At 61.4% G+C, this 13,215-nt stretch carries 14 protein-coding genes; 4 read left to right on the forward strand and 10 right to left on the reverse strand.

The window, feature by feature from the left end; all coding sequences use genetic code 11:
• Positions 1-10: 10 nt before the first annotated feature.
• The 5 genes from gspK to gspG form a co-directional block, all read right to left on the reverse strand.
• On the reverse strand, positions 11-1,081 hold the full coding sequence (gene gspK, locus AC1RTQ_RS05325; protein ID WP_492874621.1) for a type II secretion system minor pseudopilin GspK: 1,071 nt from the start codon (positions 1,079-1,081) through the stop codon (positions 11-13).
• On the reverse strand, positions 1,078-1,770 hold the full coding sequence (locus AC1RTQ_RS05330; protein WP_492874622.1) for a PulJ/GspJ family protein: 693 nt from the start codon (positions 1,768-1,770) through the stop codon (positions 1,078-1,080). Before AC1RTQ_RS05330 ends, gspK begins: the two co-directional genes overlap by 4 nt.
• Positions 1,771-1,773: 3 nt before the next feature.
• On the reverse strand, positions 1,774-2,139 hold the full coding sequence (gene gspI, locus AC1RTQ_RS05335) for a type II secretion system minor pseudopilin GspI (protein ID WP_034357356.1): 366 nt from the start codon (positions 2,137-2,139) through the stop codon (positions 1,774-1,776).
• Positions 2,136-2,576: a prepilin-type N-terminal cleavage/methylation domain-containing protein gene (locus AC1RTQ_RS05340; RefSeq protein ID WP_492874623.1), complete on the reverse strand. Its 441-nt coding sequence runs from the start codon at positions 2,574-2,576 to the stop codon at positions 2,136-2,138. Before AC1RTQ_RS05340 ends, gspI begins: the two co-directional genes overlap by 4 nt.
• A 164-nt stretch (positions 2,577-2,740) precedes the next feature.
• Entirely contained in the window at positions 2,741-3,169 is a 429-nt protein-coding gene (gene gspG / locus AC1RTQ_RS05345) for a type II secretion system major pseudopilin GspG (RefSeq protein ID WP_302092282.1), read from the reverse strand.
• Between the two features lie 70 nt (positions 3,170-3,239).
• Here gspG and AC1RTQ_RS05350 point away from each other — a divergent pair, with 70 nt between their 5' ends.
• The gene (locus AC1RTQ_RS05350; RefSeq protein ID WP_492874624.1) at positions 3,240-3,710 is read left to right on the forward strand and encodes a type II secretion system protein N; all 471 of its coding nucleotides are present in this window, start codon (positions 3,240-3,242) and stop codon (positions 3,708-3,710) included.
• On the opposite strand, the gene AC1RTQ_RS05355 is transcribed toward AC1RTQ_RS05350, so the two are convergent.
• The 3 genes from AC1RTQ_RS05355 to ilvA form a co-directional block, all read right to left on the reverse strand.
• Complete coding sequence (locus AC1RTQ_RS05355) at positions 3,703-4,266, reverse strand: histidine phosphatase family protein (RefSeq protein WP_492874625.1); 564 nt, start codon at positions 4,264-4,266, stop codon at positions 3,703-3,705. The two genes, AC1RTQ_RS05350 and AC1RTQ_RS05355, sit on opposite strands and share 8 nt — an antisense overlap.
• Before the next feature lie 271 nt (positions 4,267-4,537).
• The gene (locus AC1RTQ_RS05360) at positions 4,538-5,365 is read right to left on the reverse strand and encodes an adenosylcobinamide-GDP ribazoletransferase (RefSeq protein ID WP_492874626.1); all 828 of its coding nucleotides are present in this window, start codon (positions 5,363-5,365) and stop codon (positions 4,538-4,540) included.
• 106 nt (positions 5,366-5,471) lie between these two features.
• Positions 5,472-7,025, reverse strand: a complete 1,554-nt coding sequence (gene ilvA, locus AC1RTQ_RS05365; protein WP_302092278.1) for a threonine ammonia-lyase, biosynthetic — start codon at positions 7,023-7,025, stop codon at positions 5,472-5,474.
• Between the two features lie 383 nt (positions 7,026-7,408).
• Between ilvA and AC1RTQ_RS05370 the strand changes: the two genes are divergently transcribed.
• Positions 7,409-7,861 (forward strand): OsmC family protein, encoded by a 453-nt coding sequence (locus AC1RTQ_RS05370; RefSeq protein ID WP_435386791.1) that lies wholly within the window; start codon positions 7,409-7,411, stop codon positions 7,859-7,861.
• A 65-nt stretch (positions 7,862-7,926) separates the two neighbouring features.
• On the opposite strand, the gene coq7 is transcribed toward AC1RTQ_RS05370, so the two are convergent.
• Positions 7,927-8,544, reverse strand: a complete 618-nt coding sequence (coq7, locus tag AC1RTQ_RS05375) for a 2-polyprenyl-3-methyl-6-methoxy-1,4-benzoquinone monooxygenase (protein ID WP_302092276.1) — start codon at positions 8,542-8,544, stop codon at positions 7,927-7,929.
• Positions 8,545-8,874: 330 nt separating this feature from the next.
• Between coq7 and AC1RTQ_RS05380 the strand changes: the two genes are divergently transcribed.
• Together AC1RTQ_RS05380 and AC1RTQ_RS05385 are read left to right on the forward strand one after the other, a co-directional pair.
• Complete coding sequence (locus AC1RTQ_RS05380; protein WP_492874627.1) at positions 8,875-9,945, forward strand: porin; 1,071 nt, start codon at positions 8,875-8,877, stop codon at positions 9,943-9,945.
• Between the two features lie 229 nt (positions 9,946-10,174).
• Positions 10,175-11,344: a porin gene (locus tag AC1RTQ_RS05385; RefSeq protein WP_492874628.1), complete on the forward strand. Its 1,170-nt coding sequence runs from the start codon at positions 10,175-10,177 to the stop codon at positions 11,342-11,344.
• A gap of 162 nt (positions 11,345-11,506) precedes the next feature.
• Here the strand turns inward: AC1RTQ_RS05385 and groL are convergent, their stop codons facing one another.
• Positions 11,507-13,150 carry a chaperonin GroEL gene (groL, locus tag AC1RTQ_RS05390; RefSeq protein WP_302092274.1) on the reverse strand — a complete coding sequence of 548 codons (1,644 nt, stop codon included), beginning with the start codon at positions 13,148-13,150 and terminating at the stop codon, positions 11,507-11,509.
• Between the last annotated feature and the right edge of the window lie 65 nt (positions 13,151-13,215).

Here is a 13,215-nt window from a genome sequence, read left to right on the forward strand (position 1 = left end):
CATCAGGGTGTCAGGGTCTGGCAACTGCGGGCATACCCCAGTCGGCATGCTCCTGCCACAGGGTAGTCACGTTCATGTTCCTGCGCTGAATCAATGAGCGCTGGCTCAAGACGTTGTCCCCGAGACGCAGGCGACCGCGGGCTTCGAAATAGCTGGTGGTCACGGAGTGCGTGGCACTGTTGAAGACGCCGCTCAGACCTATGGCCGCAGCCGCTGCATTCAGGGACTTGAAAGGCGAGACATCGCGCAACTGCACCAGCTGGTTGGCGCGAGCCCAGTCCAGATCATCGGTGCTGGCCCAGATGACCTCGGCGCTGGCCGTGTTGAGATTGACCGTGGTGCGCTCGGGCAGCAGCGAGACATAGGGTTCGATGCGCGCGATGAGACGAGGATCGACGCCCAGCCAGCCCAGTTGCCCGACGGTGCGGGGCATCAGCGCCGCAGTCTGGCTCTTGCCGCGCATGGCTTGCTGCAAGGCCGTGGCGATCTGCATGACGGAGCTGCCGGGCAGGCCCAGGCGCTCGAACAGACGCTGAAAAGGCCTGAGGTCTTCCTCCTTCACGCTCGAATCGGCCCCGCTGAGCAGATTGCGCAGATTCAGGCGCGACTGCAGATCCACGATCTCGCCCGAGAGAAAAGCGTCCTGCATGTCGGCAAGGCCGTCATCGACCTGGCTGACATTGTTCTTGGCGGCCAGGAATGTGGACAGGCGAGCCTCCTTCAGCGGCACCGCCCAGGGCTCGCCCAGATGGTCGACGGGGTTGCTGCGGTTGGCGCGCGAGTCCTCCTGCAGCACCACGCGCGACCAGTCCAGCGCGCCCAGCAGCAACCAGTTGGCCTGAACTCTATTGCGTTCGGCGGTCTCGATTTCCACATCGCGCCATTGCTGCCAGAGAGCGGCCGAGGCCAGGCTGGCAACCAGCACCACCGTCAGCATGGCCGCCAGCAGCGCCGCACCGCGCTGGCGCGCGCGTCTGAAACTGGCGCGCCCCAAGCCCGAAACCCCGAGCAAGGGCCGCCCCGCAGCGATGGGGTTGTTCCCCTGGGGGGAAGGCGCTAAGCGACGCAGGGGGGATTTCATGATCTAGAGTTCGAGCGCAGCGGGTTGACCCAGTCCACCGTCATCACGCCGTTGAGCGCGCGGCCTGGGGGCAGTGTCAGCTCGATGCGGATGCCGTCGGGCACATTGGGCAGCACGGGATTGCCATCGCTGCCGACGCTGCTGCCGTCATCGTTGCCCTGATCGCTGGACTGCGGGTTGGTCCAGGCGTTGCTGCGGTAGTAGTAGACACGCCAGAGGTCCAGAGGTATCAGCACGGTTTCGCGGCGCATCTGATCGCTGGAGGGATTGCGGCCCCATTGGGCCGCCTGGTTCCAGGCATCGTTCCATTCGCTGACCGTGCGTGCGGGCAGCGATTGCCAGCGCACCCATTGAGACCGGCCGTCCACATTGCGACGGCTCCAGGCCACGATGAGCGCCCCGTTGTCGACGGCGGCACTGGTCTTGCGCGTCAGGCGCAGCACCTGGCCGTCCCAGTCGAGCACCTGGCGGCCCTGCAGCGGCATCAGTGCGTTGAGGTCGGCATTCCACTGGGCCAGCACGGTCTGCATGACGGCGTGCTGCTCGCCCTGCTCGCGCGTCACCTCCTGCGCGCGCAGCATGCCGTCGATGCCGCGCCAGCTCATGATGGACAGCAAGGCCATGGCGGCCAGGGCCACCAGCAGCTCGATCAGCGTGAAGCCATTGTTTCTGTTGCGCATGCTGCTCATGACTCAGTAGCGGCCGACGATGGTGGAGACGCGCAGCACCGCAGCCGCTTCGGAAAACACCTGGGCATCCACGCGTCTGAAGCTGGGGTTGGGCGTAGGGCGCACGCTGAGCTGTACCTGCATCTGTCTGCCGGCCTGCTGGCACTGGATGGTGGTGTCGCCGACGGCAGGCATCTGATTGAACAGGCGCAGTCGCACCAGCTCGTTTTGCGCGCAGAGCTGGGCCAGAATGACGTCGGACTGGCGCTGGGCATTGCGCGTCAGGGCGCTGCTGGCCTGAAGGCCGGCCAGCAGGGTGACGCCGACGATACCTACCGCGACCAGCACCTCGATCAGCGTGAAGCCGCGCTGCAGCAGGGCGGGCTTCATGGCGTCACCTGCTGGCTTTGAATGCTGAACGGACGCAGCCCGTCGGTGGCCAGCCGCAGCGGTGCCGAGTTGCTGCCGGGCAGCGACAGCGTAATGCTCTGCCTTGGAATCAGTGGCTCCGGCCCCAGCACCACGGGCGTATTGGGCTGCACCAGCACTGGAGTCTGCAGCCATTGCGTGGGCATTTTGACGTTGGGTGGCAGGCCTTCGAAGCGAAAGCCTTGCGGCATGGGACGCCAGATCACCAGGGTGCCGTTGGTGCGGGCCTGGGCGCGTGCCGATTCCAGCAGCGTGGCCAGGCGCTGGGCTTCGCGCTCGAGCTGCTGCTCGCCGCTGTCGCGGATAGCCAGGCTCACGCCGGCCGTTGCCAGCGCCATGATGGAAATCACCACCAGCAACTCCAGCAAGGTAAAGCCAGCATGTGTGAGGCGACGCATGAGAGGTACCTGACTATGCAGTTATGCGTTGATGGCGCAACTGGCTAAGTGGTGGGCGGGTTTTGCCGCCGGGCCGCCCCAAGGCAAAAGTCGGCGAATGCCGGTCGGATCCCCCTCGGGGGGCAGCGACCACACGCAGTGAGGGAGCGTGGGGGCCTTAACGCTCATTGCCAGGAACCAATATCCGCATCCTTGCCTTCGCCGCCGGCCTTGCCGTCAGCGCCAAAGGACATGATGTCGATGGGGCCCTTCACGCCTGGGTTCAGGTATTGATAAGGATTGCCCCAGGGGTCATTGGGCAGCTTTTCCAGGTAGGGCTTCCAGTTCTGTGGAGCGGGGCCGGTGGTTGGTTTGGCTACCAGCGCCTGCAGGCCCTGTTCGGCCGTTGGATAGCGCTGGTTGTCGAGGCGGTAGAGCTTGAGCGCCTGGTTGATATTGGCGATATCGGTCTTGGCTGCGGTCACGCGCGCATCGTCGGCGCGGTCCAGCACATTGGGCACGATAAGCGCTGCCAGCACGCCAATGATGACCAGCACCACCATCAATTCGATCAGGGTAAAGCCGCGTGATGCGGCGTGGCGAATAGCAGACATCGGATGACGGCAGTTGGTGCTCATTGGAAACTGTAGGAAAAATGCAGTATTGCACCATCATAATCGTCGAATGCGACTGCAATCTTTCAATACCGGTCAGGGCCTTTCCATGACGGTCAAACTCACTACCCTGCTGCTGTGGGCGATGGCCGCTGCGGTGGTGGTGTTCTGGACACTGCGCTTCGTCGGCAGCGCCAGCGAGCAGTTGCCCTCGGTCGTACCTGCGCAGCCGGTACAGGCCAATGCCCAGGCCATGGCCAAGGCTTTGGGGGCGGTCGCAGCGCCTGTCGCCGCCGTGGCCGCGCCAGTGGCCAGTCGCTATGCGCTGCTGGGGGTGCTGGCAGGGCGCGAAACAGGTGGCGGCGCCGCCGTGATTGCCGTGGAAGGCAAGGGCAGCAAGGCCGTGCGTGTGGGCGAGGCCGTGGAGGAGGGCGTGATTTTGCAATCTCTGGCGGCACGCGAAGCGCGACTGGGCCCTGCCAACGGGCCTGCCAGCACGGTGCTGCAATTGCCCAGGCCGCCCATCGCGGCATTCAACTGAGTTCGAGCCGCAGCCACTGCCCGTAGGCGGGCGCCGGCAAGGTCCACTCATGGCTTTGCGGCAGCCGGTGGCCATGCTGCAGCAGCCACTGCGCGCAGCGCGCCACGCCTGCGTGGCAGATCCACACCATATGCTCGCTGTTGCTGCTGAGCGCGTCCTGCAGCGCCTCGTGGACGCGCTGCAGCATCTGTGCCAGGGATTCGCCGTCGCCGGGCGCATGCAGCGCCAGATCGTGCGCCCAGGCACCGATGGCAGCTTCGCCGATGTCATTCCAGCGCAGGCCTTCCCAATGGCCGAAATCCATCTCCAGCAAACGGCCGTCGGGGATGGAGACGAAATCCGGCTCCAGCGTCTGAAGGTAAAGTGCCAGCTGTCTGCAGCGTTGCAGCGGCGAATGCCGGATCTGCAACTGGCCATGCAGGGGCTGCAAAGATTGCCGCAAGTCCTGTGCGGCTTGCCGGGTGGCTTCTGCATCGGCGGCGATATCGAGGCGGCCGTAACAGCGCTCGGTATCGATCAAGGGGCGTGCGTGGCGCACCAGCCATAGTGTTTTCATGCCTCAGAACTTGTTTGCGATCTCTACGCAGCCGCGTTGGAGCGCAATCGGGATGAGTTCGAAGCGATGACTCGCTGCTTGCACCGGGGTGCAAGCAAGAGACAGCGCGCAGAAATCGCCCGATTTCGCTCCAACCCTTCGGGACAGGGGCTTTGCGGGCGGTCTGCGGCGTTGCGAATCCTCGCAATAGCACGGCTATTGCTGCGGTATCGCGCCTAGCATCCTATCCCGCAAAGCCTCTGTCGCGGCGCGAGGAGATCGTAAATACGTTCTAAAGCAACTGGCGCAGATAGATGCAGCTGGTCAGCAGCAGCGCCAGTTCATTGAGCTGCTGGCAGGCGCCCAGGCAGTCGCCCGTCATGCCGCCCAGACGCTGCAGCAGCCAGCGCCGCAGCAGCCAGGTGGTGACCAGCATGGCCGACAGCAGGCTGGGCACAAAGCTCCAGACGCCGAGCCAGCCCAGCAGGCCCAGTGCCGGCAGGCACCAGAGGCCGCCGGTCAGCAGGCCTTGCCAGCCCAGTTGCCGGCCCGCGATATGCAGGGTCTTGCTACTCGCGGCCAGACCGATATGAGGCAGGCTGCGCATCAGCACCAGCGGCGCAAAGCGTGACAGCACATGAATGCAGCACACGAGGATGAGCACCGGAGTCGGCCCCCACAACGGCTGCATGACGGACAGCAGTAGGGCGATCAGCACGACCTTGGTGAGCAGGGCCAAGAGCAGCGCCATCACGCCATAGGCGCCGATGCGCGAGTCCTTCATGATCTCCAGCGCACGCTCGGCTGGCACCAGGCCGCCCAGCCCGTCGGCGACATCGGCCAGGCCGTCCTCATGAAAACCGCCGGTCAGCCACAGGGTGCCGGCGGTGCTGATGAGCGCGGCCGCCAGCGGCGACCAGGGGCTTGCCGGCAGCAGCCAGAGCAGTGCTGCCAGCAGCAGTGCTGCCCATAGACCCACCAGCCATCCCACGCCCGGCAGATGCGCGGCGCTGGCACGCTGCATCTCCGGGCTCCAGCCCACCCAGGCCGCCAGACGCCCGGCCACGGGGATGCGGCTGAAGAACTGGACGGCCAGCAGATAGTGGCGCAGGGCTTGCATGGTGTTGTGAATAAAAAAGGAGCTGGTTGCGCTTTGTGCTCCTTGATTTCAGGGTATTTTCTATCTGAAATCAATACAGGAAGAGCGGTTGCAGCTCCTGTTTTTATTACTTCAAGAACAGTTGGTAGGCAGGATTACCGGTTTCCTCCACCCAGGGATAGCCGAGGTTCTTGAGGAAGCTGTCGAACTTCTTGTGGTCCTTGGCCGGCACCTGCATGCCCACCAGAATGCGGCCGTAGTCGGCGCCCTGGTTGCGGTAGTGAAACAGCGAGATATTCCAGGTCGGCGCCATCAGGCTCAGGAACTTGAACAGCGCGCCGGGACGCTCGGGGAAGACAAAGCGCAGCAGGCGCTCTTCCTGGGCCAGCGGCGAGTGGCCGCCCACCATATGGCGCAGATGCTCCTTGGCCATCTCGTCAAAGGTCAGATCCAGCGCCTCGAAGCCGTTCTTCTGGAAGTTCTTGCAGATCTTCTCGCTCTCGCCCTTGGTCGGCGTGGTCAGGCCCACAAACACATGGGCCTTGCTGTCGTGGCTGATGCGGTAGTTGAACTCGGTCACGCTGCGCGGGCCGCCGGGCAGCTTGCCCACCACCTCGCAAAAATGCTTGAAGCTGCCGCGTTCCTCGGGGATGGTGACGGCGAACAGGGCTTCGCGCTCCTCGCCGACCTCGGCGCGCTCGGCCACAAAGCGCAGGCGGTCGAAGTTCATATTGGCGCCGCTCAGTATGGCGGCATAGGTCTCGCCCTTGGTCTTGTGCCTGGCCACGTACTGCTTGATGGCCGCAACGCCCAGGGCGCCCGATGGCTCGACGATGGAGCGGGTGTCGGTAAAGATGTCCTTGATGGCGGCGCAGACGGCATCGGTGTCCACGGTCACATAGTCGTCCACCAGGCCCTGGGTGACACGGAAGGTTTCCGCCCCCACCAGCTTCACGGCCGTGCCGTCGGCGAACAGACCCACATCGGCCAGCTCCACACGCTCGCCCGCCTGCACGGACTGCATCATGGCGTTCGAGTCCTTGGTATGCACGCCGATCACCTTCACCTCAGGGCGCACGGCCTTGATGTAGTTGGCAATGCCGGCAATCAGGCCGCCGCCGCCGATGGGCACGAAGATGGCATCCAGACGCTGGCTGCCCAGTTTTTGCAGCTGGCGCAGCAGCTCCATGGCGATGGTGCCCTGGCCGGCAATCACATCGGGGTCGTCAAAGGGGTGGACAAAGGTCAGGCCCTCGGACTTTTGCAGCTTGACGGCGTGCTTGTAGGCGTCCGAGTAACTCTCTCCGGCCAGTACCGCCTCGCCGCCCAGCGCGATCACGGCATCGATCTTCACCTGGGGCGTAGTGGTGGGCATCACGATCACGGCGCGGCAGCCCAGCTTCTTGGCGCTCATGGCCGTGCCCTGGGCGTGGTTGCCCGCGCTGGCGCAGATCACGCCCTTTTGAAGCTGCTCGGCCGTCAGATTGGCCATCTTGTTATAGGCGCCGCGCAATTTGAAGCTGAACACGGGCTGCTGATCCTCGCGCTTCAGAAGCACTTTGTTGTGCAGGCGACGGCTGAGGTTCTTGGCAATGTCCAGATCCGACTCCACGGCCACGTCATAGACGCGTGCATTGAGGATGCGAGTCAGATAATCGGCAGGGGTCAGGGCTTGAGTCATGGTGCAAATCGAAAGCAGAGCACCAGAGCCAGGGCAATCAGCCTGCCGGGTGCATGGAAGCCGACCATGATAGGCGCTTGCTTGCTGCGCTGCAGTACTCGCTCAAGAGGTGCATGCTGCTGCTCTGAGAAGCACGATGAGCAGGCACGAAAAAAAGCCCCTAGCTCAAGAGCTAGGGGCTGAATCCACCATTAGAGGAGGTGGAGGAGACAAATGGTGCGATACAGATCGGTGTTAACCAGTAATCTGCAGTCTGCCTGCGGGTTTGACCTCACAGGTAACGCTTGAGTTGTATTGTATGAGGCTTGTGTTTTCTGTACATCAAAAGATTCGGGTTTTTGTGTATTTGATGCAAAATTGCAACAGTTTCGAGAGGAAAGACAATGGAATGCACGGTTAGTTGGACAGGCGCGGCCACCGGCACGCGCTCGGGCATGGGTTTTGTGGCAGAGACCGGCAGCGGCCATGTGGTCAATATGGATGGCGCGCCGGACGAGAAGAACCCGGCCAACGGCGGTCGCAACCAGGCGCCGCGCCCCATGGAGATGCTGCTGGCTGGTGCCGGCGGCTGCACGGCCTACGACGTGGTGCTCATCCTCAAGCGTGGTCGCCACGATGTGAGGGGCTGCAGTGTGCAACTGAGCTCCGAGCGCGCTGATGCCGACCCCAAGGTGTTCACCAAGATCCACATGCAGTTCACGGTCAGTGGCAAGAATCTGCCCACCGGTGCCGTCGAGCGGGCCATCGCCATGAGCCACGACAAATACTGCTCGGCCACCATCATGCTGGGCAAAACGGCCGAAATCACTACCGGCTTTGACATCGTTGAAGCCTGAGCTTGAGCTGGACGTGCGATCGAAAAGCGGGCCTCAGCGGCCCGTTTTTGTTGAACAGGCGCTAATCAGATGCGATGCGCTGTAATGGTCATGACCTTGGCCGCCACGCGCATCAGCCCCTGGGCAATCGGGGGCAGTTGCATCGCACCTTCGTCGATCGCTGCAGCGGCATGACGTTCCTCGTCATCCTTCATGCGCTCGACCACGGCACGCGAAGCCTCGTCCTCCTCGGGCAGGCGGCCCAGATGGCTTCCCAGGTGGGCGGAGACCTGGTTTTCGGTCTCGACCACAAAACCCAGACTGGTGGCATCGCTGATCTTGGCGGCAATCGTGCCAATCGCAAAAGCGCCCGCAAACCACAGCGGGTTCAGCAGCGAAGGCCTGCCACCCAAGGCATGCAGGCGTTCGCGGGTCCAGGCCAGGTGGTCCATTTCCTCGCGAGCGGCATGCAGCAGATGCTCGCGCAGTTCCATGTCCTTGGTGACCATGGCCTGGGCGTTGTACAGCGCCTGGGCGCAGACCTCTCCCACATGATTGACGCGCATCAAGGCTGCGGAGAGCCTGCGTTGCTCATCGCTCAAATCGGCTTCGGCAATTCCTGTAGCGGGCGAACGCTCTGCGGCCACCGGGTCGGCAAACAGAGTGCGAAGAGCTGCATCGGCAGCGGTCAGAAACTTGTCCATGGCTAAAAAGAACTCAGTGCGGCGCCTGTGTGGCGTCAATGCACATAAGGTACACCAGAGTGGCTCATCCGCAACTTGCGCTGGGGCAATGCTAGGCCGAAACCCTTAAGGGTGTGCCCGTTAGTGCGGCTTGGTGTTTGTTGCGGTGGTGCAACGAAAACGCGCCGAATCGAGCAGTTTTGGGTGAATTCCTTTGCGCTGGGCTCGGTGGTCTGGTGCAATAGACCCAACTTCCCCACCAGGAGGTTGGCGCGGGAAACCGGTGGAGCTCGAGGCTCAAGTCTCTCTCCCATAGAACCGGCGCCCTTCTAAACCTTGGAGTAACTCGTAATGAAAAAATCTCTGATCGCCCTGGCAGTGCTGGCCGCTTCCGGCGCCGCAATGGCTCAATCTTCCGTGACAATGTTCGGCGTGGTTGACACCGGCGTGTCCTACATCAAGGGCAGCGGCGGCAATTCCAACTACGGTCTGTCCACTGGCAACATGTCTTCTTCTCGTCTGGGCTTCCGCGGCGTGGAAGACCTGGGTGGTGGCCTGAAGGCTGGCTTCTGGCTGGAAGGTGGCTTCAATGCTGACGCTGGCGACGGCAAGGCTGCTGGCGCTTCCGGTTCGGGCTTTGAATTTGCTCGCCGTTCCACCGTGAGCCTGATGGGCAACTTCGGTGAAGTGCGTCTGGGTCGTGACGAAACCGCTGCTTACAACAAGCTGTCGGCTTACTCCAACTTCAGCGTGATCGGCATGGGCGGTTTCCGCGGCTGGAACTCCACCACCGGCAATGGCATCCGTCAAAACAACATGATTGCCTACTTCACGCCTAACTTCAACGGCTTCACAGCTGGCGTGGACTATGCTTTCGGTGAAGTTGCTGGTAGCAGCAAGACCGGTCGTTATTTCGGCGGCTTTGCTGCTTACAACAACGGTCCCCTGAGCGTGACTGTGGGCGCTGACCGCAAGAACAACGCCAACGAAGCCGTTGCCGGTTTCGCTAACGCAGCCAAGCTGGATACATACGGCCTGGGCGCTTCCTATGACTTCGGCGTGGCCAAGGTGAACGGCCTGGTGCTGCAAGCCAAGGAAAAGGACGCTGGCGTTAACACCAAGCAAACCAGCTACGCTCTGGGCGTGTCCGCTCCCGTGGGTGGCGTGGGTGTTGTGAAGGCTCAGTACGCTCTGTACAACGCCAAGAACGACACTGCTGCTAACACTGGCAAGGCTCACCAACTGAGCCTGGGCTATGAGCACAACCTGTCCAAGCGCACTGCTGTGTACGGTTACTACTCCTACCTGAAGAACAAGTCTGATCGTCAGATGACTCTGAACACTTCCAATGTGGGTTCCTACAATGTCGGCGCTGGCAAGGCTAGCAACGGCGTGCAAGTTGGTATCCGCCACGCTTTCTAATCAATTGCTGGTGTAAGCCAGTAACTGCTTAAAAGCCAAAAGGCCTGTCGAAAGACAGGCCTTTTTTGTTTCTGGGGTTAAACCTGAAAGGGTGTTTGCTGAGAGGTTTGTCCCCAAAGGGAAAGGCCTGTGTTGTGCTTGTGCCAATGCGCGCGCGGTTGAGGAAAGCATTTCTAGAATGAATTTTCCACCAACTGTTTGCGAATTGAATTAAGAGAGAGGCAACACAATGGCAGCTTCATTTGTGAAAAAAACATTGGCCTTGGCTGTGCTGGGAACCTTGGGAACTCTGGCATATGCACAAAGCAGCGTTCAGCTATATGGCATTGTGGATGCAGCAATTCGCCATACGAATAATGAGGGAGCGAATAAAAGCGGTCTGACCAAAATGATCGGCGGCGGCATGTCCGAGAGCCGCTGGGGTATCAATATCAAGGAAGATCTGGGTGGCGGCTTGTCGGCGATTGCCAATCTGGAAAATCGTTTCTGGACGGATTCGGGTACGCCCAGCACCGCTCAGCCTTACTTTGCGCAGTCCTGGGTAGGCTTGCGCAGCACCAGTTTCGGTCAGGTGACCATGGGGCGCCAATACAACGTGCTGTTTGATCTGGTGACCTCCACCTATGCATCGTTCCCATATTCGCCTTATATGGATGCCTACAAGCCTGAAATCGGCATGTCTCTGGGGGCGCGTGCAAACAATATGCTCAAGTACGTTGCCGAGTTCGGGCCGGTTCGTGCAGGGCTGCAGTATTCTTTTGACGAAGGAAATACCTTTGCCAAGAAAGGCGGCAGTATTGATATGACGCCAGGTGGTTTGGCGTTGAAAACCGCAGGCGGCTATCTGCGCTATTCTGCCAACGGCATTTCTGTGGGGGGCGCTTTCCAGCGCTCGACCTTGCCGGCCGGCACCGATGTGGATGCCTGGACACTGGGTGGTTCCTATCGCACCGGGCCTCTTTATCTGATGGCAGGCTACGGCCAGAACAAGGTCAAGGATAGTCTGGGGGCTGCGGGCGCGGGTGCGATTTTTGATGCTGGCTTGCTCAACGCATATTGGACAGGTTCGTCCAATGGTGGCTTTATCGCGGGCAATGCCCCTGGCAACTTTGCCAACAAGCGTGAGATGTTCAAGGTGGGCTTTGGCTATCAGGTCACGCCGCAGCTCAATGCAGGCCTGCATTACTACCATGCCAAGCAATCGGGATCGGCGACTGGCGCCTTCAACGGCAAGGCTGACTTTATCGTTGCCGTGGCCGACTATGCCTTCTCCAAGCGTACCGATGCCTATTTCGCGGTGGACCACACCAAGACCAAGGGCGGTGCGGGCGTGATGCTTGATGCCAATGGCGCGAAAAAGCGTACCGGCATCACCATCGGTCTGCGTCATCGCTTCTGAGGCCAATCCCTGGGTAAAAAAGCCAGCCGATATTGGCTGGCTTTTTTGTTCTCGGAGCCGAGCAGCTCGTGAAGCGCGACGCAAAAGGAAAAGGCCGCAGATGCGGCCTTTTCCTTTTGTGCATAACCGGATGGTGAAGACCACCCGGTAGCAGCAGAGCAATTACATGCCCATGCCGCCCATGCCGCCCATGCCACCCATGTCGGGCATGGCAGGACCTGCGTCAGCCTTGGGGGCTTCGGCGATCATGCACTCGGTGGTCAGCAGCAGGGAAGCCACGGAAGCGGCGTTCTGCAGAGCAGTGCGAGTCACCTTGGTGGGGTCCAGAATGCCCATTTCCAGCATGTCGCCGTAGGTGTCGTTGGCAGCATTGAAGCCGTAGTTGCCGGAGCCGTTCAGCACGGCGTTCACGACCACCGAGGGCTCGCCACCGGCGTTGGCCACGATTTCGCGCAGAGGGGCTTCGATAGCCTTGAGCACCAGCTTGATGCCGGCGTCTTGTTCGGCATTGCCGGTAGCCAGGGCGCCAACGGCTTGCTTGGCGCGCAGCAGGGCCACGCCACCGCCGGCCACGATGCCTTCTTCCACAGCAGCGCGGGTAGCGTGCAGGGCGTCTTCCACGCGGGCCTTCTTTTCCTTCATTTCGACTTCGGTGGCCGCGCCAACCTTGATCACGGCAACACCGCCGGCCAGCTTGGCCACGCGCTCTTGCAGCTTTTCACGGTCATAGTCGCTGGTCGCTTCTTCGATCTGGGCGCGGATTTGCTTGACGCGGGCTTCGATTTCAGCAGCTTGGCCAGCACCGTCGATGATGGTGGTGTTTTCCTTGCCGATTTCGACGCGTTGGGCTTGGCCCAGGTCTTCCAGGGTCACCTTTTCCAGCGACAGGCCCACTTCTTCAGCGATGACCTTGCCACCAGTCAGGATGGCGATGTCTTCCAGCATGGCCTTGCGGCGGTCGCCGAAGCCAGGTGCCTTCACGGCCACAACCTTCAGGATGCCGCGGATGGTGTTGACCACCAGAGTCGCCAGGGCTTCGCCTTCGACGTCTTCGGCAATGATCAGCAGAGGACGGCCGGCCTTGGCCACAGCTTCCAGTGTGGGCAGCAGGTCACGGATGTTGCTGATCTTCTTGTCGAACAGCAGCACGAAGGGGTTGTCCAGAACAGCGGCTTGCTTTTCGGGGTTGTTGATGAAGTAGGGCGACAGGTAACCGCGGTCGAACTGCATGCCTTCGACAACGTCGAGTTCGTTGTCCAGCGACTTGCCTTCTTCAACGGTGATCACGCCTTCCTTGCCGACCTTGTCCATCGCGTCGGCAATGATCTTGCCCACGGATTCGTCGGAGTTGGCGGAGATCGAGCCGACTTGAGCGATTTCCTTGGAGGTGGTGGTGGCCTTGGATTGCTTCTTCAGCTCTTCCACCAGGGCGGCGACAGCCTTGTCGATGCCGCGCTTCAGATCCATGGGGTTCAGGCCGGAAGCCACGTACTTGGAGCCTTCGCGCACGATGGCCTGGGCCAGCACGGTAGCGGTGGTCGTGCCGTCACCAGCGATGTCGTTGGTCTTGGAGGCCACTTCCTTCACGAGCTGGGCGCCCATGTTCTGCAGCTTGTCCTTGAGTTCGATTTCCTTGGCTACGGACACGCCGTCCTTGGTCACGGTGGGGGCGCCGAAGGAGCGCTCCAGCACCACGTTGCGACCCTTGGGGCCCAGGGTAACCTTGACTGCGTTAGCCAGAATGTTCACGCCTTCAACCATGCGTGCACGTGCTTCACCGCCGAAAACTACGTCTTTTGCTGCCATTTTTGGCTCCTAAAGAATGGGGTTCAAATGTTCTGCCAGCGTTTATCAATCAATCGCTGGCAGCT

The organism is Comamonas sp. GW821-FHT11H03 (assembly GCF_058807955.1).